Annotated in this window: 19 protein-coding genes; 6 read left to right on the top strand and 13 right to left on the bottom strand. The window is 37.5% G+C overall.

Translation table 11 applies throughout. The features are described from left to right. Positions 1-201: 201 nt before the first annotated feature. Both MKY08_RS07440 and MKY08_RS07435 read left to right on the top strand, forming a co-directional pair. Entirely contained in the window at positions 202-999 is a 798-nt protein-coding gene (locus MKY08_RS07440; RefSeq protein WP_069511699.1) for a dihydrodipicolinate synthase family protein, read from the top strand. A gap of 869 nt (positions 1,000-1,868) precedes the next feature. Further along, a complete protein-coding gene (locus MKY08_RS07435; RefSeq protein WP_069511701.1) occupies positions 1,869-4,364 on the top strand; it encodes a LuxR C-terminal-related transcriptional regulator in 2,496 nt (831 codons plus the stop codon). A 156-nt stretch (positions 4,365-4,520) separates the two neighbouring features. Here MKY08_RS07435 and MKY08_RS07430 read toward each other — a convergent pair whose 3' ends face one another. Next, the gene (locus MKY08_RS07430) at positions 4,521-5,129 is read right to left on the bottom strand and encodes a CAP domain-containing protein (RefSeq protein WP_069511704.1); all 609 of its coding nucleotides are present in this window, start codon (positions 5,127-5,129) and stop codon (positions 4,521-4,523) included. Between the two features lie 258 nt (positions 5,130-5,387). Continuing rightward, entirely contained in the window at positions 5,388-6,008 is a 621-nt protein-coding gene (locus tag MKY08_RS07425) for a hypothetical protein (RefSeq protein ID WP_069511707.1), read from the bottom strand. Between the two features lie 206 nt (positions 6,009-6,214). Between MKY08_RS07425 and pgeF the strand changes: the two genes are divergently transcribed. Further along, on the top strand, positions 6,215-6,979 hold the full coding sequence (gene pgeF / locus MKY08_RS07420) for a peptidoglycan editing factor PgeF (protein ID WP_069511710.1): 765 nt from the start codon (positions 6,215-6,217) through the stop codon (positions 6,977-6,979). A gap of 121 nt (positions 6,980-7,100) precedes the next feature. Here the strand turns inward: pgeF and MKY08_RS07415 are convergent, their stop codons facing one another. From MKY08_RS07415 to MKY08_RS07400, 4 genes are all read right to left on the bottom strand, one after another. Continuing rightward, complete coding sequence (locus MKY08_RS07415) at positions 7,101-8,213, bottom strand: Ger(x)C family spore germination protein (protein ID WP_069511712.1); 1,113 nt, start codon at positions 8,211-8,213, stop codon at positions 7,101-7,103. Then, entirely contained in the window at positions 8,210-9,301 is a 1,092-nt protein-coding gene (locus tag MKY08_RS07410; RefSeq protein WP_069511713.1) for a GerAB/ArcD/ProY family transporter, read from the bottom strand. Before MKY08_RS07410 ends, MKY08_RS07415 begins: the two co-directional genes overlap by 4 nt. A gap of 30 nt (positions 9,302-9,331) precedes the next feature. Beyond that, positions 9,332-10,726, bottom strand: coding sequence for a spore germination protein (locus tag MKY08_RS07405; protein WP_069511716.1), 1,395 nt, complete (start codon positions 10,724-10,726; stop codon positions 9,332-9,334). A gap of 175 nt (positions 10,727-10,901) precedes the next feature. Continuing rightward, positions 10,902-12,275, bottom strand: a complete 1,374-nt coding sequence (locus MKY08_RS07400; protein WP_069511718.1) for an amino acid permease — start codon at positions 12,273-12,275, stop codon at positions 10,902-10,904. Positions 12,276-12,794: 519 nt separating this feature from the next. Here MKY08_RS07400 and MKY08_RS07395 point away from each other — a divergent pair. After that, positions 12,795-14,180, top strand: coding sequence for an amino acid permease (locus MKY08_RS07395; RefSeq protein ID WP_069511720.1), 1,386 nt, complete (start codon positions 12,795-12,797; stop codon positions 14,178-14,180). A 122-nt stretch (positions 14,181-14,302) separates the two neighbouring features. Here MKY08_RS07395 and MKY08_RS07390 read toward each other — a convergent pair whose 3' ends face one another. From MKY08_RS07390 to MKY08_RS07365, 6 genes are all read right to left on the bottom strand, one after another. Continuing rightward, positions 14,303-14,512, bottom strand: coding sequence for a hypothetical protein (locus tag MKY08_RS07390; protein WP_069511721.1), 210 nt, complete (start codon positions 14,510-14,512; stop codon positions 14,303-14,305). Positions 14,513-14,532: 20 nt separating this feature from the next. Further along, positions 14,533-16,053 (bottom strand): NCS1 family transporter, encoded by a 1,521-nt coding sequence (locus MKY08_RS07385; protein ID WP_069511723.1) that lies wholly within the window; start codon positions 16,051-16,053, stop codon positions 14,533-14,535. Between the two features lie 287 nt (positions 16,054-16,340). After that, the gene (gene preA, locus MKY08_RS07380; RefSeq protein WP_069511725.1) at positions 16,341-17,603 is read right to left on the bottom strand and encodes an NAD-dependent dihydropyrimidine dehydrogenase subunit PreA; all 1,263 of its coding nucleotides are present in this window, start codon (positions 17,601-17,603) and stop codon (positions 16,341-16,343) included. 13 nt (positions 17,604-17,616) lie between these two features. Further along, positions 17,617-18,984, bottom strand: a complete 1,368-nt coding sequence (locus MKY08_RS07375; RefSeq protein WP_081327940.1) for an NAD(P)-dependent oxidoreductase — start codon at positions 18,982-18,984, stop codon at positions 17,617-17,619. 197 nt (positions 18,985-19,181) lie between these two features. After that, a complete protein-coding gene (gene hydA, locus MKY08_RS07370; RefSeq protein WP_069511728.1) occupies positions 19,182-20,582 on the bottom strand; it encodes a dihydropyrimidinase in 1,401 nt (466 codons plus the stop codon). 135 nt (positions 20,583-20,717) lie between these two features. Then, positions 20,718-21,962, bottom strand: a complete 1,245-nt coding sequence (locus tag MKY08_RS07365; RefSeq protein WP_069511730.1) for a Zn-dependent hydrolase — start codon at positions 21,960-21,962, stop codon at positions 20,718-20,720. Between the two features lie 139 nt (positions 21,963-22,101). Here MKY08_RS07365 and MKY08_RS07360 point away from each other — a divergent pair, with 139 nt between their 5' ends. Then, the gene (locus MKY08_RS07360) at positions 22,102-23,271 is read left to right on the top strand and encodes a PucR family transcriptional regulator (RefSeq protein ID WP_069511732.1); all 1,170 of its coding nucleotides are present in this window, start codon (positions 22,102-22,104) and stop codon (positions 23,269-23,271) included. Positions 23,272-23,559: 288 nt separating this feature from the next. Beyond that, positions 23,560-25,080: a CoA-acylating methylmalonate-semialdehyde dehydrogenase gene (locus tag MKY08_RS07355; protein WP_069511734.1), complete on the top strand. Its 1,521-nt coding sequence runs from the start codon at positions 23,560-23,562 to the stop codon at positions 25,078-25,080. 84 nt (positions 25,081-25,164) lie between these two features. Here MKY08_RS07355 and MKY08_RS07350 read toward each other — a convergent pair whose 3' ends face one another. Next, positions 25,165-25,491, bottom strand: coding sequence for a DUF378 domain-containing protein (locus MKY08_RS07350; protein ID WP_069511736.1), 327 nt, complete (start codon positions 25,489-25,491; stop codon positions 25,165-25,167). Between the last annotated feature and the right edge of the window lie 154 nt (positions 25,492-25,645).

The following is a 25,645-nucleotide window of genomic DNA, read 5'->3' as shown; positions in this document are numbered from 1 at the left end:
TAAAAGCTTCTGCCAGCAATGAATATTTACTCATACTTCGGACAATAAGTTTGTACGGATTCGTGTGCACGCGTGGAGAGATAGTTCCCCCTCTTATCCGTACAAAATGAATACACTCGACAAGTATTAAATTGTATTCAAATTGCGGTATTACGTTGGTTCAATATTAATATTTGGGTAAATAATTGGAGGATATAATTGATGAAAAATCTAAATGTTGCTATTCCAACTCCCTTTCATGATGATGAAAGCTTATATTTAGAAGGTTTCAACTCCATTGTTGAACATTTAAAGAATAACGGAATTGAGTCACTACTTGTATCTGGTTCTACTGGTGAGCAAAATTCAATGAGTATTGATGAACGATTGCAAATCATTGATTACTTTAATAAGCAAAACTTTCAAAATATTGAACTTATGTTTGGTGTTTCAGGTGCAAGAACGAGAGATGCGATAAAACTTATGCAAGCACTTGAGAAATCTGTTTTTGATGCAATTCTTGTCCAGTTTCCACTTTACATTCAACCATCACAAAAACAAGCCATTGCTTATGTTAATGAATTGCTAAGCCATACAACCAAGAAAGTTGTGCTATATAATAATCCTGCCCGAACTGGATTTAACCTAAGTGTTGAATCCCTTAATGAACTTGTCTCTCAACAACACTCGAACCTTATCGGGCTTAAAGAAGAGTACAATGTGAAGCGTCATAAAAATACACAGTTACCAGATGATTTCATTATGTTTGCTGGTGGAGATGTTGACCTCATAGAAAAAATACTCGGTGGCTGCAATGGACTTTCCAGTATGGTAGGAAATGTTTACCCTAAAGAAATCAAGCAAATTTTAAATGACCTACTAATGAAAAAACCAGTTGACGTTTATAAAATAAATCAACTAATTGACGAAGTGACACATTATCAAGCCGTTATAAACATAAAAGAACATTACAATTCCCTTGGTATAAAAGTAGGTCCTTGTCGATCACCCATTAATTAATAACAAGTGTCCAGCTACTATACAAAGTTATAGAAACATAGCCACAATAAGACTTTTCAATAAATGTCAAAACATTTTAAAGCTATGCTATAAGAATAGAAACATGCAAATATAGACAATTTATGCTGTAAATCAGAATTTAATCGGTACTTCAACACAAACAAGAACTTTAGTTGAATAACAATCAGGCGCTTTTCTGGATTAATGATAAAAGCCCAATTTCTCAATTTTAATGCGAGAAATTGGGCTTTTTTATCTTTACTTATAGTGCAAAATAACGCTTATAATAAGGCGTAAATTGCCTCTGAATACTTTTTTCAGAAAAGGTAAACTGCTCTGGTACATCCGACTGAGCATCTTTGTTAGAGCTGACGATGAGCTTTTCTTGGGCAGCACATCTGGCTTTTTTGGCTCTGGTGGCCAAGCATTCTCTTCAATAATGTCAAAACGACTCTTACTAGTATACGAAAAGCGAAGTTTGCGGCTTACAGTGGCGCAACATAGACTTTTTAAAAATCACGATTACAATTGAGCAAATAGGTACACGTACACCTAAAAAAAATAGTTATCGAAAAATTCTAGTGGATAGTCTCGTAATCAATCAATTAAAAAAATATCAAATGTGGTGTAAACAAGGCTGTTGAACAATGATAAAACTTTAATGATCAATTATACGTTTTTATTAAAAAAAGTTGGAAGAGTAGTCAATGGAAGTATTCAGCACAAGTTTAGAAATCGGTGGTTGATAAATCAATGCTTTTATCAATTATCTAATGCTAGGACTATTAACATTCGAAATTATGTTAATGCTTGTAGTACAATAAATTACATCATTATCCTAAATTTTAAAAAATGAGGTAGAAAAAAAGATGGCTACTACACTAGTATCTTCTAAATTAACCATTCCTCTCAATACACCCGATTTAATTGAGCGCAAGCAATTGTTTGATCTTTTACAGAACCAAACTTTTAAAAAAGTGACAGTTCTCCGTGCACCAGCAGGTTATGGAAAAACGACTGTTCTAAGCAGTTGGTTCAAATATAAGAAGGCAACGGTCGCTTGGCTTTCACTTGATGCTGCTGATAATGATCCGATTCGTTTTTGGACTTACGCTGTGCATGCCGTGGCGAAAGCCTATCAATGCCCTATCAATCAAGTACTTGCACCACTTTTACACACTCAAGACCTAGCAACACTTGAATTTTTTATTGATTCATTTTTAGAGGAACTACAAGCTTTAGCAAAACCGATTCAAATTGTGTTAGAGGATTATCATGTAATCGATAATCCAGTAATTCATCAACTTGTGACACAGTTTATAGAGTGCTTACCTTTAGAGATACACGTCTATTTAACGACTCGAACGACCTTAGCCCTACCTATCGCTAAGTGGCGAATGAAACAATGGCTACAAGAATTCGATGCGGATCATTTACGCTTTACGTTCCAAGAAACGAAGCAATTTTTTTCCTGCAAACAGGTAGCACCACTCAATCAACAATTTTTACAACATGTGTTGGACAAAACGGAAGGTTGGGTAGCCGGTCTATTATTAACACGCTTAGCAAATGAACAACAAGTAGACCTATTCGATCATATCGCACAACCGTTTATTTCCGAGTTTCTATGGCAGGAAATCATTCAAAACCTTCCGACATCAACGCAAAAATTTCTTATAAAGACCTCCCTACTACACGAGCTCGAACCAGCGATATGTGACCAGCTAACAAAGCAGTCAAATAGCCTTGAACTGTTGGAAAGTTTAGAAGCAAAAGGTCTATTTATTATTCGTCTCCAAACAAAAAAGCCTGTTTTTCGCTACCATCATTTATTTGCCGAAGCTTTACAAGTAGAACTAAATAAACAATATTCCGTTCAGCAAGTACAGTCTATTGTCCAAGAAGTCTCACACGCTATTTACTATCAAGGAAATTATCTTGCTGCCATTGAGCTAGCACTTAAATATGAACAATATAACCAAGCTACTTTATGGATTACAGAACATCTTGTCCAGCTATACGCTTCAGGGCAAACGACAACATTCATGCGCTGGTTGCATCAACTTCGAAGTGCTCATTATACCGTTTCGTATGAAATGCTTGTTATTGGCTTTTTAACTTCCATTACAACAATGGACACAAAAATAGCTACTTCCCTAATGGAGGAGCTCGAAATGCGACAGCATGTAGAACAATGGATGGCGCAAGAAGAGCATACTGCTATGGCCTATATTTATGAAAGTGCAAAGGCATATGCCATTGTCGCTTCTGGTGGAAATTTACAATTGGTAGAAGAGATTATGCGTAACCTGCTTGCGAATGGTCCTGCTCCATCGCGCTGGGATAACGTTCCGATTCCCTATAATATTTTTGAATATAAGTTTTCGCGTACAAGTATTGGTTCTAAAGGAAAACTGCAACTGTTTGAAGAAGGCGAAGCTGTTAACAAGCTGTTTCGTGAAACATCTTTACAAACTGCGAATGTGACAGCATTTAGTTATGCGGTTGCTGCTGAATCTTTATATGAGCGAAGTTTCATAGAAGCTGCCCAAAAAGAGTTGGAAATCGCCATTGAATTAGGTCATCAACATCAAGATCCAGGTTTATATATCCCTATGTATTTACTTAAAGCGAAAATATACGCTCATCAGCAACAATCAAATACAGCCCGTATCATGTTGTCTCAAGTATTAGAAGATGTTTCGGAAAAACATTGGCAAACGCCGCTTCAAGTTATGCAAGCCTATTGTTTTATAGTCGATGGAGATAGCCAAAACGCAGAGATGCTCTTAATGGCAACGAAAACAAAGCAACCATTTTGGCAGCTCGTTTATGCTCGTTTATTGTTACTAAAGGACACACCAAAGGATGCACTACCTGTAATCATTCAAGTTAAAACAAAGGCACAGCATGACAATCAGGTTGCAACGATTATAGAAGCGACAGTACTAGAAGTCATTTGTCAGCATCGTTTAGGAAACACTGCTGTTGCATTAGATATTTTACATAAAGTATTGCAATTGGCGGCTAAATACTACTATGTTCGGACATTGGCAGATGAAAAAGAGCTACTCCCCCTTCTAGAGCAATATTTTCAATTAGAGTCGTTGGCAGCCAAGTGGAATCCCTACCCAGACAATTATTTAAATTATTTACAAAGCTGTACAACCAATGAAGTTCGTCACGAAGTCTTGACACCACGTGAAAAAGAGGTATTTGATCTGTTAGCCAATGGTGTAACCAATCGTGAAATTGCTGACATGCTAAATCTATCGACTGGCACCATTCGCGTTTATTTGTCTACTATTTATCAAAAACTAGGTGTAAAATCCCGTTCACAAGCTATCCTCCTTGCCAAAAAGTAATAAAAAGCAACTAACAGCTCTTGAAAGCTGATAGTTGCTCTTTTTTGTTGTCACCTTATAGACGACATGCAAAAGCTACGTGTAATTCATGTGTTCACATGCTATATTTTGTCGTAAAAAGAATTGTCCTACTTTGCATAACAGTTTTTGAATCAATTATTTTTGAATAAACATTTGTGACCAATAGTTGCCGTCTTTCACAAAACCAATCCCGATATGTGTATAGGTTTTGTTTAAAATATTAGCGCGGTGTCCTTCACTATTCATCCATGCATTTACGACTTCAGAAGCTGATTTTTGACCTTTGGCGATATTTTCTCCAGCTGCTTTATACGTAATGCCAAATTTCTTCATCATTGCAAATGGTGAACCATACGTTGGGCTAGTGTGGTCAAAGTAATTTTTATCATGCATATCTTGAGATTTATATTTTGCTACTCGTGATAGCTCCCAATCTTCTTTTAATGCTGGAAGACCTGCTTTCGTACGTTCAGCATTGACAAGTTTCACTACCTCTTGCTCTACAGATGCTTGTTCATTCGTTGGTATATTAATTTTTTGACCTATATTTATTTGATCTGGGTTTGCTAGTTGAGGGTTTGCATCTATTAATTCTTGTACACCTGTTTGTGTTTTTACAGCAATTTTCCAAAGAGAATCACCTGCTACTACTGTATATGAATCAGCGGCCATTGCGCTAATTGGTACTAATAAGGATAGTGATAATACGGATGCCATCGCTACTTTTTTTACTTTTTTAAACATGTAAATCATTCCTTCCTGTTTAGCTCTATATTTATGGTAAATAGATTAGCGAAATAATGCATCACTAAATATTTGGAAGGATTTTTACAGTTGTATGACATTTGAAATAATTGACGAATAGATTACGAGATTATCGGTGTTTACTCTCAACTTGACAGTAATACAATTGAAATATAGTTGTAACAGGAATATATTACTACAAGATTTAACAAAGCAAGGGCACCATTTCTTTCTTTTTTGGTGCGTCTTGCACTATATTCAGAATTGTTTGGGTGACTGGCACTTTATTAAAGCAATATATAAACAGTCATACATAAAGGTTGCCATAGAGATAATTGTAATAAGTGGGATGCTACTATAGAAATAGAAAGCGACGGCTGCAAATAATGTCCCAATCATTTTACAAACTGCAATAGTCATAGATTGACCTGCCAAACTACCCCTTGCAAAAAACAAGCCGATAAATAACCCTGACATCATTAAATTTTGTATAAACGCCGCATAGATCCCTTGCATATCATGAAGTTCATGCGAGAGCGCCAAAATTACTAAAAAGCTTGTTCCAAATGTAAAAAGGAAAGATGTATAGAAAAGTGTTGTAGACATTGTATTTTTATATTCCTTGCGCCCATATATTAAATACTGCCACATAATCACAAGGTCAAGGACAAACCAACTAAACGTAATAATCCTTTGCAAATCATTGTGAGGATAGATAAACGTAAAGATAAACTCCCATGAAATATTGGCACATATTGCAACCATTGGCATACCATAATGTTCATCCTGAAAGCCACGTTTTATAATAAATATGTATGTCACTATCCAAAACAGACCCATACCTAATTGACAAATTAAGAGCAAGTAGTCTTGATTCATAAACACACTCCTTTTTACTTGAACGTTAGTAATGCAACCTCTACTTTGCTACTGTATGATAAAGTATGAATCTATTATGTCTGTTAAAAGAAAGTCCGTTTTTTTATAAGTAAAAATAGGAGGTCAAATAGCCTGTAACATAAGATACGTATTGCATAAGCTATACATTGGCAATCCAATCCGATATAGTTAAACGGGGTGATAATATGAAAACTAAAATTTATTACAACAATGAGCAATTCATAGCAGGAACGACCTTAAAAGACCATTTGGAACTTGAACAAAATAATATGGCACTACATGTCTGCACAAGTCCAGAGGATGTATTAAGCAATCGAAAAAAATTAGCAAGTTCTTTGCAATGTGATATCAATGATTTTATTTGTACTCAACAAACACACAGTGCGAATTTTTATCGAGCAACCGTAGCCGATAAAGGCTTAGGCGCGCTGAGGCAAGATACAGCCATTGCCAATACCGATGCGCTCTATACATTTGACCAAGATGTAATGCTTTGTACTTTTACTGCTGATTGCGTACCTGTTATTTTTTATAATGATCGTAGTGGTGTCATTGGTGTCATTCATTCTGGCTGGCAAGGAACAGTTAAGGAAGTGACATTGAAGCTTTTCCGTCATTTAATAGAACAAGAGCACTGTAGTCCACAAGATTTCCATGTTCAAATTGGCATGGCACTTAGCCAGCAAAAATTTGAAGTTGATGGTGATGTCTATGAACAATTTAATCGTCTAGGCTATGCCGATAATTTTATGTATTTCAATGCTGACACAAACAAGTATCACATCGATAATCAGCAATCTGTGAAAAAGCAATGTGAAATTGCAGGCATTCCGTCACACCAAATTACGATTGATCAAACATGTACGTATCTTAGTGAAGAAGGCTTCTCCTACCGTCAAGACAAAACATGTGGCCGACATTTAAGCTTTATTATGCGAAAATCATTCTAAAAAAAGGCAATTTATCACTTTTTCAAATGATAAATTGCCTTTTTATAGTTTCAAGTTCAGCTGTGTTGGTGATAGTTGTCAACATATATCTCAATAGTGATATTTTCTTCACTAAAGCAGTTTATTTTAAAGTTCCTGTACTAATGATGGATGTTTTCACCTGTACATCGATTGCTACTTTACTAATAATCTCCCGCTTCTTTTCTGTTGTCCATTTTCCGCGATGGTACATTCGGAAGTATTCACTAAGACCACTTGGATCTACTTGCCATTCATTGAGTTTATCTAAAAACTTTTTAATATCTTGCTCCAACTCTTTATTCACATCTTTTTCTAATTCCGCTAAACTTTCTATGGTGAATAAATCATTTTCTCGTTCACCTTTGTATTCACTTAATGTTCCTTTGATTGTTAATGCTATCGTGAGTTTAGGTGAATGCATATTTTTATTGCTCTCAATCTGCACATCATTTTCCACTAAGTCAATCAATAATTTTTCTTTGCCATGCCCTTGTTCCATTTTAATATCTAATGGCGCAAGATTTTTTCTTCCTTGAATTGCCTGAATAATGAGTGCCTCATTGGGCGTAATCAATTCAATCATTTGGTTACCTTTAAATACAGCAATTCCTTTTATTTCGATTTTGTCACTATTTTTATCAATAAACGGAATAATCGGATCAAACACCGGATTTGAAATGGTATACATAAAATCATGGATGTTCGTATTAGGATTAAACGCGGTGTTAATGCTAGGTTGCAATAAATCGTTTAAATAGAAATTAATATTCGGTTTATCGGGATAATTATATTTCAGCATTTCCTCTCCTTTTTCCTTCACAATCGCAATAAGTACTTTATTCCCAACTTCCGCATTTCGGTATAAATGCTGAAGAACTTTCCGAATATTGCCTTGACGTGCGAACTCTTCATTAAACAACACAACGCGTAACTGATTAAAAACAATTTTTTTGTCCGAAAGCTTTTCTATTTTCACAATGCCATTTGATACAAGTTCCGTAGTGACAGTAAAAGTCTGTGTGCTACGTTGCGCTTCAGGTGAATATTGAGGAATGGCGACGGTTAATTTCATACTATCCTTATCAATATAATCAAATGCGATAATGCCCACCATTCCGACATCTTCAAGCGGAACTTTTACTTCTTTTTCCGTACAGGCGGCTAAAATGAATAGTTGGATACACAGAGTTACATAAAGAAGTTTTCTGCTCATACTTGCACCTGCTTCTTTTTTCGAAGTACATAAACCATCATTAATAATACTGGCCAAAGAATTAACATATAGCCAACATAATTGGCACTTGTAAATAATTTATCTTGAAATTCTCTTGAAGATGGCATTTTTACAACAAAGAAAATAATCGCGACTAAGATATACAAATAAACATTACTTTTTTTAGATATTAAAGTCTCTACCCCTTTTTTTGCACACCATAAATAGACAGCCACGGTCGATAAAATTAAAAATACCCATAATGTAATGCCGAAAATATCAATTCTCTCAATAAACGAAAACTCCCCAGCTTTAAATAAGTTTAGTACGGAAAACTCCACATACTCTAGCTGCCATTCGGAATAATACATGACACTAATCGCTGTCGTAATAAAACAAAGTAAGATACTAATCCAAATGCCCAATAATGAATGCCGAAATGCTTTTTTTTGATCGACAATGTAGGGATAATAAAACATGACTAATTCATAACCTAGAACCGATAAATACCCTCTTTTTAATGCCTCATAAAAATCATTCACACTAAAAAAATTAAATAGAGGTAAAAAGTGACTCATATCGCCCTTTTCAAATGCCCAATGTGTAAAATATAGAATGCCTATCGTCAGAAAAAAGGTCATGATACAAAAACGGGCAATTGATTTAATGCCTCCACTGACAATATAAATAAGCAATAATAAAAAACAAAAAACAGGTCCCGTAATGGTTTGCTCTTGAAGAGCCGTACTTTGAATTAGATGCATATAATTACTAATAATGCCTGCAATAAAAACGAGAAATTGAATAACGAAAAAAAGATTGATACATTTCCCTAACCATTTACCTAGTAGGATTTCATTGATACGAAATAGGTTGTCATTTGGATATTTTGACATAATCCAAATCATTGGGTAAAGTGTAACACTCGCAATCACACCAAAAAGCAATGGCATCAATGCTTGGCTATATCCTAAAGAACTAAGTTGCTGAGGCAGGGAGAGAATACCAGTACCAATCATGACGCTTTGTGCTAAAAAAACAACATGATATGCATTTAATAGCTTTTTCTTACTCTTACCTGTACTCAACTGAATCCACCTCAAATGCTACAAAAGCTTTTATTTTTTTTGTGCTCTAGAAATACCTTTCTTGGCTTTTAAATATTTTGTTGGAAATCGAATAATACTATCGAATAAATCACTGGCATTACGAGGAACAACGGGTGACATATAGGGTGTTCCTAATGAATTTAATCGCAGTAAATGAGCAAATAGCCATGCAAATGCTAGCATTAATCCGTATAACCCAAATAGACCTGCAGATAAAATAAAAATATAACGAATAAATCTACTTGTATTACTCAATAAAAAAATTGGTGGTAGAAATGACAGTAAGGCAGATGTCGCAACCAATACAATTAGAATATTACTAAGCAATCCCGCTTCAACAGCAGCTGTACCGATAACGATACCTCCTACGATACCAATCGTTTGACCAACTTTAGCAGGCATTCGCGAACCCGCTTCGCGCAGCACTTCAATAATTAATTCAATAAACAAAACTTCTATTAGCGGTGGAAATGGAACTTTACTTCTCGATTCCTGAAGATTTAACAAAAGCTCATATGGTAACACTTCAGGATGAAATGTTAAAGCAGATATATACATCGGCGTAATCATGATGGTTAGGAAAAAACCAAAAAAGCGAAGCATTCTGAGTAATGATGCTGTGGTCCAACGGTTATAATAATCTTCGACCGAAACAAACATTTCAAAAAATGATGTAGGACAAACAATCGCTGCCTGACTATTGTCCATAAAAATCACGATTCTTCCATCAATCAGATACTGACTAACACTATCTGGTCGTACGCTCATATAATGCTGTGGAAAAGGAGATAACGGATTATCTTCAATCAGTTGCTTGAGCTCTGATATATCTGTAAAAAAAGGATATTGTATTTGATTGATTCGCTCTCGTAGCGTGTCTAAATTTTCTTTATTTACGATATTGTCTATATATAAAATTGAAATTTTAATATTGGTTTCCGTTCCTACAGTGCGTGTTTCATTTTTTAACATTGGATTTTGAATCCGTCTTTTTACTAATGAAATATTGGTCTCTAATGATTCGGTAAAAGCATCTTGTGGTCCAATAACTGTTGACTCTGTTTCCGTATTTGTTATCGAACGTGTAGGGGCACTATAGGTGTCAATGACACGTAGTTGAGCTGTTTTATGGAAAAACAATAAGGTTTGGCCTGCATCTAATTTTTGCAAAATCAAATCCACATCGTCTAATTCTACTGCATCAGATACTTGAAAAATTTGATTAACATGGTTCGCTAACGGTATGAAAACCATCGATTGTAATGTCATTTTCTCGATAAGAGAAGAGAAATAGATAATTGTCGCATCCCCTGCATCAGTAACCATCTCTTTTATAACGACATCATCAATTTCTTGAACCTTGTCCTTTATCTGGTCAATTACTTGCTGTTCTCTTTCTTCCATGCCATTTCAACCCCCGTTAAACGCCTTTATGTATCATGGACACAACATATTTCTTTATGTAGCTTATCCCTTTTTTGAATAACTATGTATGGAATTATGGAACATCTCTAAAAAATCTTGATTCTACTATAGAAAAAAGGATGTATCTCAATTAAAGAGATACATCCTTTTTCTATTATTTTGTACGCTTGTCAGCAGGTCTTTCTTTTCCAATACCAAACACATAATAACTAAATGTTACAAGTATAAGGAAAGCGATCCCTACAATTAACGAAACACGCGTATCCTCATTAAACCACATACCGATAAGCACCATAACTAAAAACGCGATGGTTGCATAGTTTGTCAAAGGAGCTAAAGGCGTTTTAAATGGGTGATTTTCCATTTGCGCTGCTTTTACTTTTCTAAACCGAATTTGACTAATTAAAATAATAAACCAAGGAATCATCCCAGGAAGTACACTTGCACTATAAACATAGACGAATAGGTTTTCTGGTGCAATATAACTTAAAATAACACCAATGACTAACCCAACTAATACGCCAGCAGTACCTAAAATCGGAACACCGTTATTTGAAACCTTTGCAAAAAACTTAGGTGCCTGACCATTCATAGCCAGTGTATAAAGCATACGTCCCGCACTGTAAATGCCACTATTACAACCACTCATAGCTGCTGTAATTACAACAAAGTTAATAATACCAGCCGCTGCCGTAATCCCTACCTTAGCAAAAGTAGCAACAAACGGACTACCAATCGTTCCTAACTCATCCCAAGGGTAAACCGTTACAATAACAAAAATCGCACCGATATAGAAAATTAAAATGCGCCAAATAATACTTTGGATAGCATTGGTAATTGTTTTTTGCGGATTTTTTGCTTCTCCAGCCGTAATTCCGATAAGCTCTACCCCTTGGTAAGCCGCCACGACTAAAGATAATGCAAAGAAGAAACCTGTCCAACCACCTGTGAAGAAGCCACCATGTGACCACAGATTGGATAAACCGATTGGCATACCGTCATTTCCAAACCCAAAGAAAATAAGACCAATACCTGCCACAATCATAAGCACAATTGTAACGATCTTAATCATCGCAAACCAAAATTCAAATTCGCCGAATGATTTAACAGAAATAAAGTTTGCTACACCTAGTATAACCATAGCAATTAACCCAGGAATCCATGCAGGTAAATCAGGATACCAATATTGCATATATGTTCCGACTGCTATAATTTCAGACATCCCGACGATAACCCACTGAAACCAGTTACTCCAGGCAGTTAAATAACCCGCCAATGGATGAATATATTTATAACCGAATGTTGCAAAAGATCCAGTACTTGGCTCTACATAGAGCATCTCACCCATAGCTCGCATGATGAAAAATATAAAAATGCCCGAGATAGCATATGCAAGGAGCACGGATGGTCCAGTCCACTGGATAGCGCTAGCTGATCCCATAAATAGGCCTACACCAATCGTACCACCTAGAGCGATCATTTGAATATGTCGCGCTTCCAACCCTCTCTTTAATTCTTTTTTTGCCACTTGAATACGCCTCTTTCTATCTTAATATAAGAACGATAAATTACTTTATAAATAATAATAAATTCTTCTCAAAAATACAAATGTATTTTTAGGAAAAACAATATTTTTTTAATTTTAATATAATAAATACATCGTTTAATATTCTCTTTGAAAGGGCTTTATCTACACCCCACTACAGAAGCCAATAATCCATATAAATCAAGTTATAAGTAAATAATAAATTGTCTACAAAAACAGACATCCTTAAAATTACTGCCTTCTTTTCCCATGTATAGTGCCCTCTCAATTACTATATTAATAGCGTAATATTATATTTAAACTCAATGCTCTTTTTAATGGTATTATTATTTCAGAATATTCATAATTATCATTCCTATACCAAAAAACTTCTTTCTTTTCTTTAGATTTTAATATTTCTTAAAATTCGACCAATTTCACTTCGAATTCGTATAAATAATTGACCTGAATGTCAAAAAAGTATAAGATTTTTACATATTTCTAAGAAAAAGAGGCTTTCATGTGAGAAATTTATTATTTAGAAGAAAAAATATAGCGGATTTATTAAAAAAAGAAGGAACCATTCAGCTTAAACAATCGCTAGGGGCTTTTGACCTGATATTGCTTGGTGTGGGCGCAATTGTTGGCACAGGGATATTTATCTTGCCTGGAACGGTGTCTGCTACCCATGCAGGTCCTGGAATTGTTTTTTCATTTATCATAGCAGCCATCGTCTGTGCGTTAGCGGGTATGTGTTATTCTGAGTTTTCATCAAGTGTACCTGTCACAGGGAGTGCCTATACGTATGGTTATATTGTATTTGGTGAAATCGTTGCTTGGCTAGTTGGCTGGGCACTGTTATTAGAGTATGGATTAGCTGTTGCAGCCGTTGCAACTGGATGGTCATCGTATTTAAGTGCGCTACTTGCTGGCTTTAATATTTCGCTACCAACAGCAATCTCAGGGTCATTTAACCCTTCCGCTGGTACGTATATCAATTTACCAGCCATCGTTATTATTTTTGCCACAGCCTTTTTCTTAATGCTTGGCATAAAAGAATCCACTCGATTAAATTCCATTATGGTCTTTTTGAAGGTGGGCGTCATTTTACTATTTATTGGCGTTGGTGTATTTTACGTTGAACCAACAAATTGGCAACCGTTTCTTCCGTTTGGCGTAAGTGGTGTATTAAGTGGCGCTGCTCTTGTATTTTTCGCTTATCTTGGGTTTGATGCTGTTTCATCAGCAGCTGAAGAAGTAAAAAATCCTCAACGTAATATGCCAATTGGTATTATTGGCTCCTTATTAATATGTACAGTTCTTTATGTTGTCGTTTCACTTGTATTAACAGGTATGGTGCCTTACACAGATCTTAACGTTAGTGATCCTGTCAGCTATGTTATGCAACTCGTTCATCAAGACTGGATTGCGGGTATTATTTCCCTTGGTGCCGTTGTAGGTATGATGACGGTTATCCTTGTTATGTCCTATGGGGGGACACGCTTGCTATATGCGTTAGGTCGTGATGGTTTACTACCAAAAAGTATGGCTGAACTGAGTCCTAAGTTTAAAACCCCTGTCAAGAACACTTGGGTATTCGCTATACTTGTAGCCTTCTGCGCCGGCTTTGTCCCGTTATCGAAGCTTACTGAACTTGTCAATATGGGTACGTTAGTAGCTTTCACAATCGTTTCGATAGGCGTCATTTATTTACGTAAAAACGTAAATATTCCATCAGGTGGTTTTAAAGTACCGTTCTTCCCTGTACTACCGATTCTGTCATTCTTGATGTGCTTATTTTTAATTTCCCAGCTATCTATTCATACATGGATTGCTTGTGGACTTTGGTTTGTATTCGGTTTAATTGTGTACTTTGTATATGGACGAAAGCATAGCACGATGAATTAAATCGTGCCAGTCACTCAAACAATTTACAAACAATTTAAAAGCTGTGTTGCTCCTTGTGGCAACGCATAAAACGTAAGCCGCAACAATCTGCGTGGTAGCAGAGGTTGCGGCTTACGCTATATCTATTGCAATAAGGTTTGTTCCTGAAGTTTTGCGGCAAAATATTTGCGGGCATCCGCTGTAAGAATTTGCAAATGTACAACTTCTTCCTGCCGTGCAAATTCTACAAACATGCCACTTAAGTTTTCATAGACATATTGTATTTTAAAGCCGCTGTCTAAAAAATCATCCACTTTCTTGATTTCTTCCGTACTTTGTAAGAAATCAGACATACGCTCACCCCTTCTCTCTACTAATCAGCACCTTTTACTTCTAAAAGTGGTTCCGTTTGATCTACTGTCTTAGCGTCATCTGAGCCAACTGCGGGCTGTGGCACCAAATCTTGCCCAAATAGTTCATCCAAGTTATGACCAGCTGTAATCCCTAAATACTTCGCATCACTTGGATCTTCTAATTCAGCTTGAGGATACTTTTTAAACCACCAGTACTTCGCTAACACATAGTAAACAAGCGCTCCAACAATAAAACCAACTAGTGACGAATAAGCAGAGAAAATATTTGCAATGACACCGCCGATAACCCAAGCGATTAAGCCAGCTAAATTAAAGCCATTCATATATTTGAATTGACCGTTTAGCTCATACAAGTCTTTGACATTGATGCGTCTTTTTCGAATTAAATAATAATCTGCGTATAAAATACCAACAATGGCTGTTAAAATACCACCTATAATTAAGAGTGCGTTGACTAAAACATCAAATAAGCTCCATGGTTGTGCAAGAATTCCTATTACACCCGCAATTACAACGCCAACCCAAAACGGTACTTTTGGACCGCCAATATTAGAGAAAATAGTAGCTGCTGGAATCACATTAGCAGACGTATTCGTTGACCATTGCGCTAAGACAATCATTAATAACAAAATTCCCAGGATAAAGCCACTTGCACTTTGCTGTAATGCATTGATTGGATCTGCCGATGCTACAGCCATATAACAAACGGCGCCTATTGTAACGATAAATGTATTCGTGATGGGCATTACAATTAAAGAACCGACTAACTGAGTTTTGTTCCGTTTAAACCAATTGCGCTCATTTTTAGGTGCTTTAAAGAAGCGAGACAATGAGGGCATATCAGCGGCTAACGTAGCCCAGAATCCCATATTTGCCATGATAACAATCATAAATGCTGTAAATGCCGCCATACCCGTAGTTGGCGTCTCAACCCAAGTCCACACATCTTTGCCTTGTGTTGTTGCCGCATCTGCTAATGTTATATACATCCAGCAGGAAATTAAAATAATAATCGGAGCTGCTAAATCTGCAAATCGCTCAATTGATTTAATACCTAAGGAAGTATTAAATAATTGTAAGGCAGCAAAGACTAGAAAACATAGAAACCAGTTATTAAAATCAAACAGTAAATTGAGAATACCATTGATAGCCATAGCCCCGAAATAGGTGTTTATACCAAACCAACAGGCTGCTGTCACGCCCCGCACTAACGATGGAATATGAGTTCCAAAAGTCCCGAATGGAGCACGCATATATACAGGGAAGGATAAGCCATGCTCAATCCCGATATCACCAATCAATGTCATAAATACACCGATTAAACAAGAACCAATCAATGTAGCTAAAATAACCATCGGCAAAGGTAAACTCATAATTGCAGAACCACCAATTGCAAATGCAGCTAATACAATAGCCATTCCTATCCAAATGACTGCAAAACCGAATGTTCCAATATTTCTTTGTTGATGTGTCACTGGAAGTAAATCAGGGGATTTCAAATAATTCCCGTCATGTTCCATACATTTCGCTCCTTTTTGAATAGATTATGCATCGGCATAAGGAATCCGAATAAGGAAACAACAATTATCGCGCATTATTCGTTCCATGCACCGACAGCATGCATTTATTCAGACATTGAATCATTATCCCCTGAAATATAGCACTTTGTTCCAGCTAGCTTTTACATGGGAGAATGCTCTACTGAATAAAAGAGATTTCCGTGACAACTCCATGAGGCTTTCCTTCCTTTCCGAAATCATTTACAAGGAAGGTGGAAACACAGTTAATCCTTACACAGTTGAACCTTTTATTTAGATAGACTATTCATTAACATTTGACGCTCATTCCAAGTCATTGGTGCAATGGCGGATTGTTTTTCGACCATGGATATTGCTCCATCAACCGGACACACAATCGAACATAAATTACAACCAACGCAATCTTCTTCGCGAACTTTTAGCATGGGCTGCCCGTTTTCCGTATATAAATCGATACATTGATGAGATGTATCTTCGCATGCAATATGGCACTTATTACAGTTAATACATACATCATTATTAATTTCTGCAACGATTTTATAGTTTAAATCTAGATTGCCCCAGTCTGAATAACGAGGCACCGAGCGACCAACTAATTCCTTTACCGATGAAATTCCCTTATCATCTAAATAATTATTTAGTCCATCAATCATATCTTCAACAATACTAAATCCGTGATGCATGGCTGCTGTACAAACTTGCACACCCGTTGCACCCATTAATATAAACTCGGCTGCATCTTGCCAATTGGAAATACCACCTATACCCGATATTGGAACCTGAATGTGAGGATTACGAGCACACTCTGCTACCATATTAAGGGCAATCGGTTTAACAGCTGGACCACAATAGCCACCATGCGCACCCTTACCCGCAACATGAGGGACTGTATACCAAGTATCTAAATCAACACCCGCTAAGCTATTAATGGTATTAATCATACTAATGGCATCTGCGCCACCCCTTGTTGCTGCTTCAGCCGTTACGGTTATATCTGTAATATTAGGTGTTAGCTTCACAATAACCGGCGTACGTGCCACTTCCTTCACCCAGTACGTTTGCTTTTCCACCAATTCAGGTACTTGACCAGAGGCGGAGCCCATTCCTCGTTCTGCCATGCCATGTGGACAACCAAAGTTAAGCTCAAGACCATCTACCCCCACATCTTCTACGCGTTTCACAATTTCATGCCACTTTTCTTGCTTAGGTTCTACCATAAGGGAAGCAATAATGGCGTGATGAGGAAACCTTTTTTTCGTTTCATAAATCTCTTTTAAATTTACCTCCAACGGGCGATCGGTTATTAATTCAATATTATTAAAACCAGCCACACGTTGTCCGTTATAACTAACCGCTGCAAATCGTGAAGAAACATTTAAAATCGGTTCCCCCAATGTTTTCCACACTGCACCACCCCACCCTGCTTCAAATGCACGCTGCACTTGATAGCCTGAGTTCGTAGGTGGTGCCGATGCAAGCCAAAATGGATTGGGTGATTTGATTCCCGCTAAATCAATTCGTAAATCTGCCATGTCACTTCCCCCCTTATGCAATCTCGCTTGGTTTTCTTAAACGTTCATGAATCTTATAAGCGGCATCTTTTCCTTGCTGAACCGCTGTTACAACCATTGCCTCTCCTTGTCCGTTGCCAAAAACAACATCCCCACATGCAAACACTTTTTCATTCGATGTTTGCATCGTCATTTCATCAATATCGACAACACCATTTGTATGCTGTAAGCCAAACGCTTCAATCAATGACACAAAACGCGTTTGACCAATTGCTTTAATAACTGCATCAACCCTTAAAATAAAATTAGATCCTGCAATCTCTTCTGGTCTTTGACGACCATCCGCTCCTGCTTCAGTGAGTTTCATGTGAACGCATTCAATGCCAATCACTTCACCTGCATCATTGCCGATGATTTTTTTCGGCGCTGTTAACCATTGAAACTCCACGCCATCTTGCTTGGCAAATTCAAATTCAAATTTGTATGCGGTCATTTCTTTTTGCGTTCTTCTATAAAGTATTTTCACATTATCCGCACCTAACCGTACGGCACAAGTAGCACCATCAATTGCGGTATTCCCAGCGCCAATAACAGCTACACGTTTCCCTACTAAATCAGTTGGAAGCGCTCCCACTTTTGTTTGTTTTACAAATTCAATGGCATCATGTACGCCTAACAGATCTTCTCCTTTGATGCCGAGATGTGGCACAGCCCCCATACCGACTGCTAAAATAACACTGTCATATTGTGCTAATATATCCTCAGCAGAGATGTCGATACCTACTGTCGTGTTTGTTTGAATGTTCACACCTAGTTTGACAATTTGCTCAACTTCCCAATCAGCTACCTCATTTGGTAAGCGGAACGACACGATACCATAGCTTCCTAAACCACCTGCCTTTGATTCAGCCTCATAGATTGTGACACTATAGCCAAACCGACTAAGCTCACGCGCCGCCGAAAGACCAGCTGGACCCGCTCCAATAATGGCTACTTTCAGTCCATTACTTTCGCCTTTCTTAAATAGCTGTGCACCTGTCTCCATCGCCCAATCTGTCGCATAACGCTGTAGTTCTCCGATTTTTATTGGCTTTGTTGAGGAATTTAACACACAGGCTCCTTCACAGAGCTCTTCTGTTGGACAAACTCTTGCACAACTTGCACCAATTGGGTTTGCTTCTAATATAGTAGTGGCAGAACCCTTCATATTCCCTGATGCAATTTTTTTTATGAAATTCGGGATTTGAATGCTTGTTGGACAAGCTTTAATACAGGGTGCATCATAACAATAAAGGCAACGATTTGCTTCTTCCATTGCTTCATTTTTGGTCATTCGACTTGTTAACTCAACAAAATTACGTTGAAGTAGCTTGGTCATTGCATGCTCTTGCATCGGAACCATTTCTACATCCCCCTCATGTGTTCTTGTTGAACTTGCCATTGTTTAATAGCCGATTGTTTTGTTCTCCAGTAAAAACAATCGGCCATGCCTATTTCTCAATTACACCTTTGTATGATTGTTTAAATCCTGCTTGAAAGGTGCTACATTGAATGTATGACAACAGTGTTGAAGCCACACGGAATATTTGCAAAAACAAGTTAGATTTTTATCGTTTCCGCAGCCGTTTTCAATTGGCGTTTGATATAGCGACCACTGCCTAGTACACCAACAAATTCTTTCTCTTTAATAACATAGTCACCACGGACAAGCACAGTAACCGGTTCACCCGTCACTTCCCAACCTTCATATGGATTGTAGTCCACATTCATATGATGGGTTTTTGCTGAAATTTCGCGTTTTACATTAGGATCGAAAATCACGATATCTGCGTCAGAACCAATAGCAATTGTCCCTTTTTGTGGAAACAGACCAAAAACTTTTGCAGCATTTGTAGCAATCATATCCACAAATTCATTGACTGTTATTTTCCCTTTGGCAACCCCTTCTGAATATAAAATACTAAAGCGATCTTCAATAAACGGTCCACCATTCGGAATTTTAGAAAAATCATTTAAGCCTAATTGCTTTTTGCCGTTAAAACTAAACGAGCATTGATCGGAACCAATTGTTTGTAATTGCTTCGCTTTTAAGGCATGCCATAGATGTTCCTGATGGTATTTCGGACGAAGTGGTGGTGACCATACATATTTCGCCCCTTCAAAGCCTGGTTGTGCTAAAGCAGACTGGTCTAATGTTAAATAAGGTGGACATGTTTCGCCATAGACGTCATATCCTTTTTCACGCGCTGCGATAATTTCGTCTACCGCTTCTTTACAAGTTACATGTACTACATACAGCGTAGCACCTGCTATATGCGCTAGTTCAATCGCGCGTTTTGTGGCTTCCCCTTCTAATTGTGCTGGACGTGTAAGTGCATGATAAATTGGTTCTTTATGTCCCGCACGTCTTGCCTCTTCGACAAGCTCATCGATAACCGAACCATTTTCACAGTGCACCATAACAATCGCCCCAACATCTTTTGCAATCTTAAACGCTTTAAAAAGCGTGCGATCTGTCGCTTGGAATTCTTTTGCATAGGCCATAAAAACCTTTACAGAGGTAATTCCCTCTTGCTCTAGTAACACGGGTAATTCCGCTTCTGTCTGTGGTGTTAAATCTCCAATCATTAAATGGAATCCATAATCAATCGCAGATTTCCCTTTTGCTTTTTCATGCCATTTTTCAACAGCCGTAGAAAGTTTCTCTTCACCTGCTGTTAAACAAAAGTCTAAAATCGTTGTGGTGCCGCCAAACGCAGCCGCTATCGTGCCTGATTTCCAATCATCGTCTGTTACTGTATTATTAAAAGGCATATCTAAATGGGTATGTGGATCAATTCCTCCTGGCATTACGTATTTACCAGTCGCATCAATGATTTCCGCACCTGCAACAGATAAATTTTTACCTATCTGTACAATGATTCCGTTCTCAATAAGAATATCTGCTTCGTAGACATCTGAAGCAGTTGCGACTCGTCCACCTTGAATGATTTTTTTCATACTATCCTACCTTTCGTGTTCCATATTCAAGTAAACTATTTTGACTGTATCCATTTCATTTGATTCTTTGCAGCATCACCTTGGCAGCTTTTTAGTTAGTAATAGAGACGTAACAATCATGATAAATTTCAAATTTTAATGTAAGCTGTACGTTTGCCCCATACTGTATTTTGTTTGCATCGTTAATACTGTTTCGAGGAGAATATCTGCTCCCTTTGCGCAATCTTCAAATGATGTGTCTTCCTCCTCGCAATGACTCTTTCCATTAATACTTGGTACGAAAATCATTGCTGAAGGTATCATCGTTGCTATATATTGCGCATCATGCCCTGCTCCACTAAACATTCGATGAGAGGTATAGCCAAATCGTTGGCAAGCTGTTTCGATTTCATCACAAATTTGTCGATCAAATAATACTGTATCTCTTCCCCATAGTTTCACCGGTTCTATTCGACACCCTTTATCTTCTGTAGGCAAGTTTTTCAATACTTCCTCGACCTTTTGCATAATGGCAGGATTTTGATGCCGTGAATCAATTGTAAACGTCACTTTATTTGGTATAACGGTATGGATATTAGGTAAAACATGCATCCGCCCAAATGTATATACTAGTTGCTCGTCGATTTTGCCAAGCTGTTCATGTAAAAATACCATTGTTTTTGCGGCAACAATCATCGGGTCTTGGCGCATCGCCATGGGTGTTGTTCCTGCATGATTGGATTGGCCAGTAAAGGTAATTTCATAACAAACCATTCCTAGTACCCCTTCAACAACACCTATTTCCATTTGCTTTGCCTCTAAAACGGGCCCTTGTTCGATATGGAGTTCAATATAAGCAAGGGCTTCCTTTAAGCGATGTTGTTGCTCTCCCTCATAACCACTTGCTTGAAGTGCTGCTTGAAAAGTCATGCCATTATTATCGACGGACTGTAGCATTTGGGCTTTTTCAAATTTTGCAGCAATGACGCCTGAGCTCATCATCGCCGGATCAAAGCGAGCCCCTTCTTCATTCGTAAAATTCGCAATCATTAATGGCACATCTAACTCCACTTCATTGTCCTTTAATGTTCGAATCGCTTCCAAGGCTGTTAACACACCTAAAACACCATCAAACTTTCCACCCTTTTCAACTGAATCCAAATGAGAGCCCATAACAATTGGCGGAACTTCTTTTTTGCCTGGTAGCATTGCATAGATATTGGCCATATCATCTACTTTGATTTCCATCCCTAATTCTTCACAGCACTTACAAAAATAATTTCTAGCTAACACATCTTCTTTCGAAAGAGATAAACGCGTGACACCACCGTTTAAAGTAGCTCCAAACTGACTAAATTGTTCAATCGAATCTTGCAATCGTCTACTATTACATTTATACATATGCAAGTCCTCTCTTTCACAGTAGTTACTAAACATTCTAAAATAGATAATTTTTACGAGATATGGATATCAGACTAAAAAAATATGTGCATCTGCACATGATATATGGTAAGTTATGTTCATAATAAGGGGGGAAAAGATGGGAACGATTCGCAAAATTGTGGAGGGAGTTCAATTCCCTATGCTTACATTAGTAGCTGGACATAGTGGTGTACATCGAAGAGTTACAGGTATTAACGTAGTAGAGAGCATTGATTTAATTATGTTTTGTCGGCCAAATGAATTGGTCGTCACGACAGGTATTAACTTATCACAGCAGGAAGATTTCTTAGAACAACTCATTAAGTTAGCTTATAGCAAAAAAGTAGCAGGATTTATTATCAATATCGGCCCTTATATTCCTGCCATTCCTGAATCTATCATCGCTTTTGCTAACGAGCATGATTTCCCTATTTTTCAAATGCCTTGGCATTGCCGCGTAGCTGATTTATTAAAAACAACTTTTCAATTTATAGCCAACCATCATCAAGAACATTCCATTGAAGAAAAGGTGCTTTACAATTTACTTTTTCACTCCAAAAAACAGATGGATACGCAGAAAGTACAACTGGCACAACTTGGTTTCCCACAAGGTAGAGAACTTGCTATTATCACTTGCACAACAATAGGTGCACACTCTAGCATTGATCGCTATGAAGTGATGATCCAATTTGCCTTTCAACATCGGTATAAACGCTTTTTAAAACTAAAACATAAAAATCACCTCATTTTTTTAATTGACCGAGCGCAAATTAATACACCGAACATCCCCTTCTCAAAAGTAGTTGAAGAAATCTATGAAAAAATCAAACAAAAAAATGGCTTTCTCGATATCATTATTGGCAAAGGCAACTATCAAAAAGAATATGAAAATATACGTAAAAGCTATGAAGAATCGTTAACCGTTATCCAATTAGCACAGCTTCATAACAATCGTTTTTTGTACAAATATAAAGATATCGGTGCCTATCAAATTATTATGGCCGTACAAAACCAGCCATTAATGCAATCCTTTAGCCATGATATTCTCGGTCAATTACAACGATATGATGAACTGCACAATACGGATTATGTAGCATTTTTACGCATATTTCTCGAAGAAAATGGGAGTACAAGTAAAATTAGCGAACGGCAATATATTCATCGTAATACTGTTCTATATAAAATCAAAAAAATAGAATCACTGTTAGATATGGATTTAACAAATCCATTTACTAAAACCAATCTCTACCTAGCATTTTTAATTGAAGATGTCTTAACACATCAATAATGGGATACTACGTCCATGCACCTCGTTTTATATATCAGAATTTTCAATCAATAGATAACCCTTCTAAAATATTTTTCCTATTCATATAAAGTATTAATGGCGTAATCTTTAAACGTCATAGATTGCCCACCTGTTGGTATAAGGAAATTGCGACATTGGTAGCTTGCAAAGTTAATTAAATAAAGCTTATTAAAACTACTTATTCGTCGCATTATTTTCACAATGAATAGAGTAAGAATATCTTGTGTAATGTTTTTATTGCATGTAATCGAAGGAGGAATAATTAAGATGGTAACGAATACGGACGTAAAAGAATTAGGACATTTTATTAATGGCACCATTGTGGCGGGGCAAAGTGGGCGCTTTTCTAATGTCTACAACCCGAGTACAGGAGCTGTCATTGCCCACGTCCCACTTGCTACAAAGGAAGAGGTACAACAGGCAATCGCTACTGCTCAAAATGCCTTTCCAGCTTGGCGCGCACTTTCTGTTGGCAAACGTGCAGAGATTGTACTAAAGTTTCGACAGTTATTAACATCACGCATGGATGAATTAATCGACATGATTTGTACTGAAAGTGGCAAAACGATTGAGGATGCAAAAGGTGAAATTACACGGGGGTTAGAGTCAGTCGATTTGGCAATTAATGCTCCTCATTTAGTTAAAGGGGAATATTCGGTCAATGTAGGCGGAAATATTAATGCCTATTCTACAAAAGCACCACTTGGCGTTGTGGCGGCAATTTCTCCTTTTAACTTCCCAGTGATGGTGCCACTTGCCATTACAAGCATGGCAGTTGCAGTAGGAAATGCCGTTATTTTAAAACCGTCTGAACGTGTTCCTTGCTCTGCCCTCTTGCTTTCAGAGCTGTGGAAGGAAGCTGGCTTGCCTGATGGGATTTGGACGGTCATCAATGGTGATAAAGAGACGGTAAACGAATTATTAGAAAATCCTTCTGTTGAAGCGATTTCTTTTGTCGGATCAACACCAGTTGCTGAATATATTTACGCAACAGGCTCAAAATATGGAAAACGAGTAACAGCATTAGGTGGTGGTAAAAACAATATGGTGGTTATGCCTGATGCCGATTTGGAACAAGCTGCAAATGCCTTTTTAGGGGCGGCATATGGGGCGGCTTCTCAACGTTGTATGGCGATTTCGACAATTATTCCAGTCGGTGATACAACCGCTAACAAGCTTGTTAAAATATTAGCCGATAAAATTGCTAATTTAAAAGTAGGGCCTTACACGGATCCAGAAGTAGATTTTGGCCCTGTTATTACACAACAATCGAAGGACTCCATCATCGGCTTTATCGACCGCAGTCTTCAAGAAGGCGCTACAATTGTGTGCGATGGTCGTCAACCAGACATCTCAAAAAACTCTAAAGGATTTTACTTAGGGCCAACTTTATTGGATAACGTCAAGCCAGGGATGGAAATTTACGAACAGGAAGTATTTGGACCTGCACGAAATGTCGTACGTGTACAAACATTGGAAGAGGCGATAAGCTTAATTAATAACCATGAGTTAGGGAACGGCGTCACGATCTTTACAAATAATGGCGCGGCTGCGCGTAAATTCACTTCTGAAATAGAAGTTGGGATGGTAGGCGTTAACGTACCTATTCCAATTCCCGTTGGCTATCATAATTTTGGCGGCTGGAAACGTTCAAAGTTTGGCGAAGGTCATATGTTTGGGCCAGACCAAGTACGCTTCTTTACAAAGGCTAAAACCATTTCCGAAAAATGGTTTGAGGATACGAACGAGTCAGCATCCTCCTTTGCCTTCCCAAGTAACAACGACTAATAGGAGGAGCCGTTTCATTTTTTTGAGGCGGCTTCTTGTTATTAAAAAACTGACGCACCCAAAGGGCCATCAGTTTTAAAAAGCTTACATTTTTTTATTACCTGAATCCTTTTTCTTCGTTTTTGGAACGTCTGTGAAATCTGCTTCTTCCCCAGCTTCCATACCATAACTCGGATTGTTGTGAATACGAGTATGTGCATCGAAGTCCTCTTCCTCATCTAAACGCTTCATAAGGATTGGGATTGAAATAAGCCCAGCAATTCCGACAAGTGCATAAATCCATCTCGACAATACCGCTGTTTGACCACCAAATAAATATGCGACTAAATCAAATCTAAAAAATCCTATTAGTCCCCAGTTAATTGCACCGATAATTACAAGAACTAAGGCAATCCTATAGACTACACCCATTTGTAGCACCTCCTTCCTTCTATTGTTGGGCGAAGCACTCATTGTATGGCAAAGACAAACCTTTACCATTCTCAAAGGCAACGCTGTTATAACTGTCTTGGCGATAAAGCCAAAAAAATACGTGCCATTTAGATGAATGTGTCATGTAAATTTT

Origin of the sequence: Lysinibacillus sp. FSL M8-0337 (assembly GCF_038593855.1) — a bacterium.
Classification (GTDB): Bacteria; Bacillota; Bacilli; order Bacillales_A; family Planococcaceae; genus Lysinibacillus; species Lysinibacillus sphaericus_D.
Note: the sequence above shows the minus strand (reverse complement) of the source record. Positions and strands in the feature narration are given on the sequence as shown.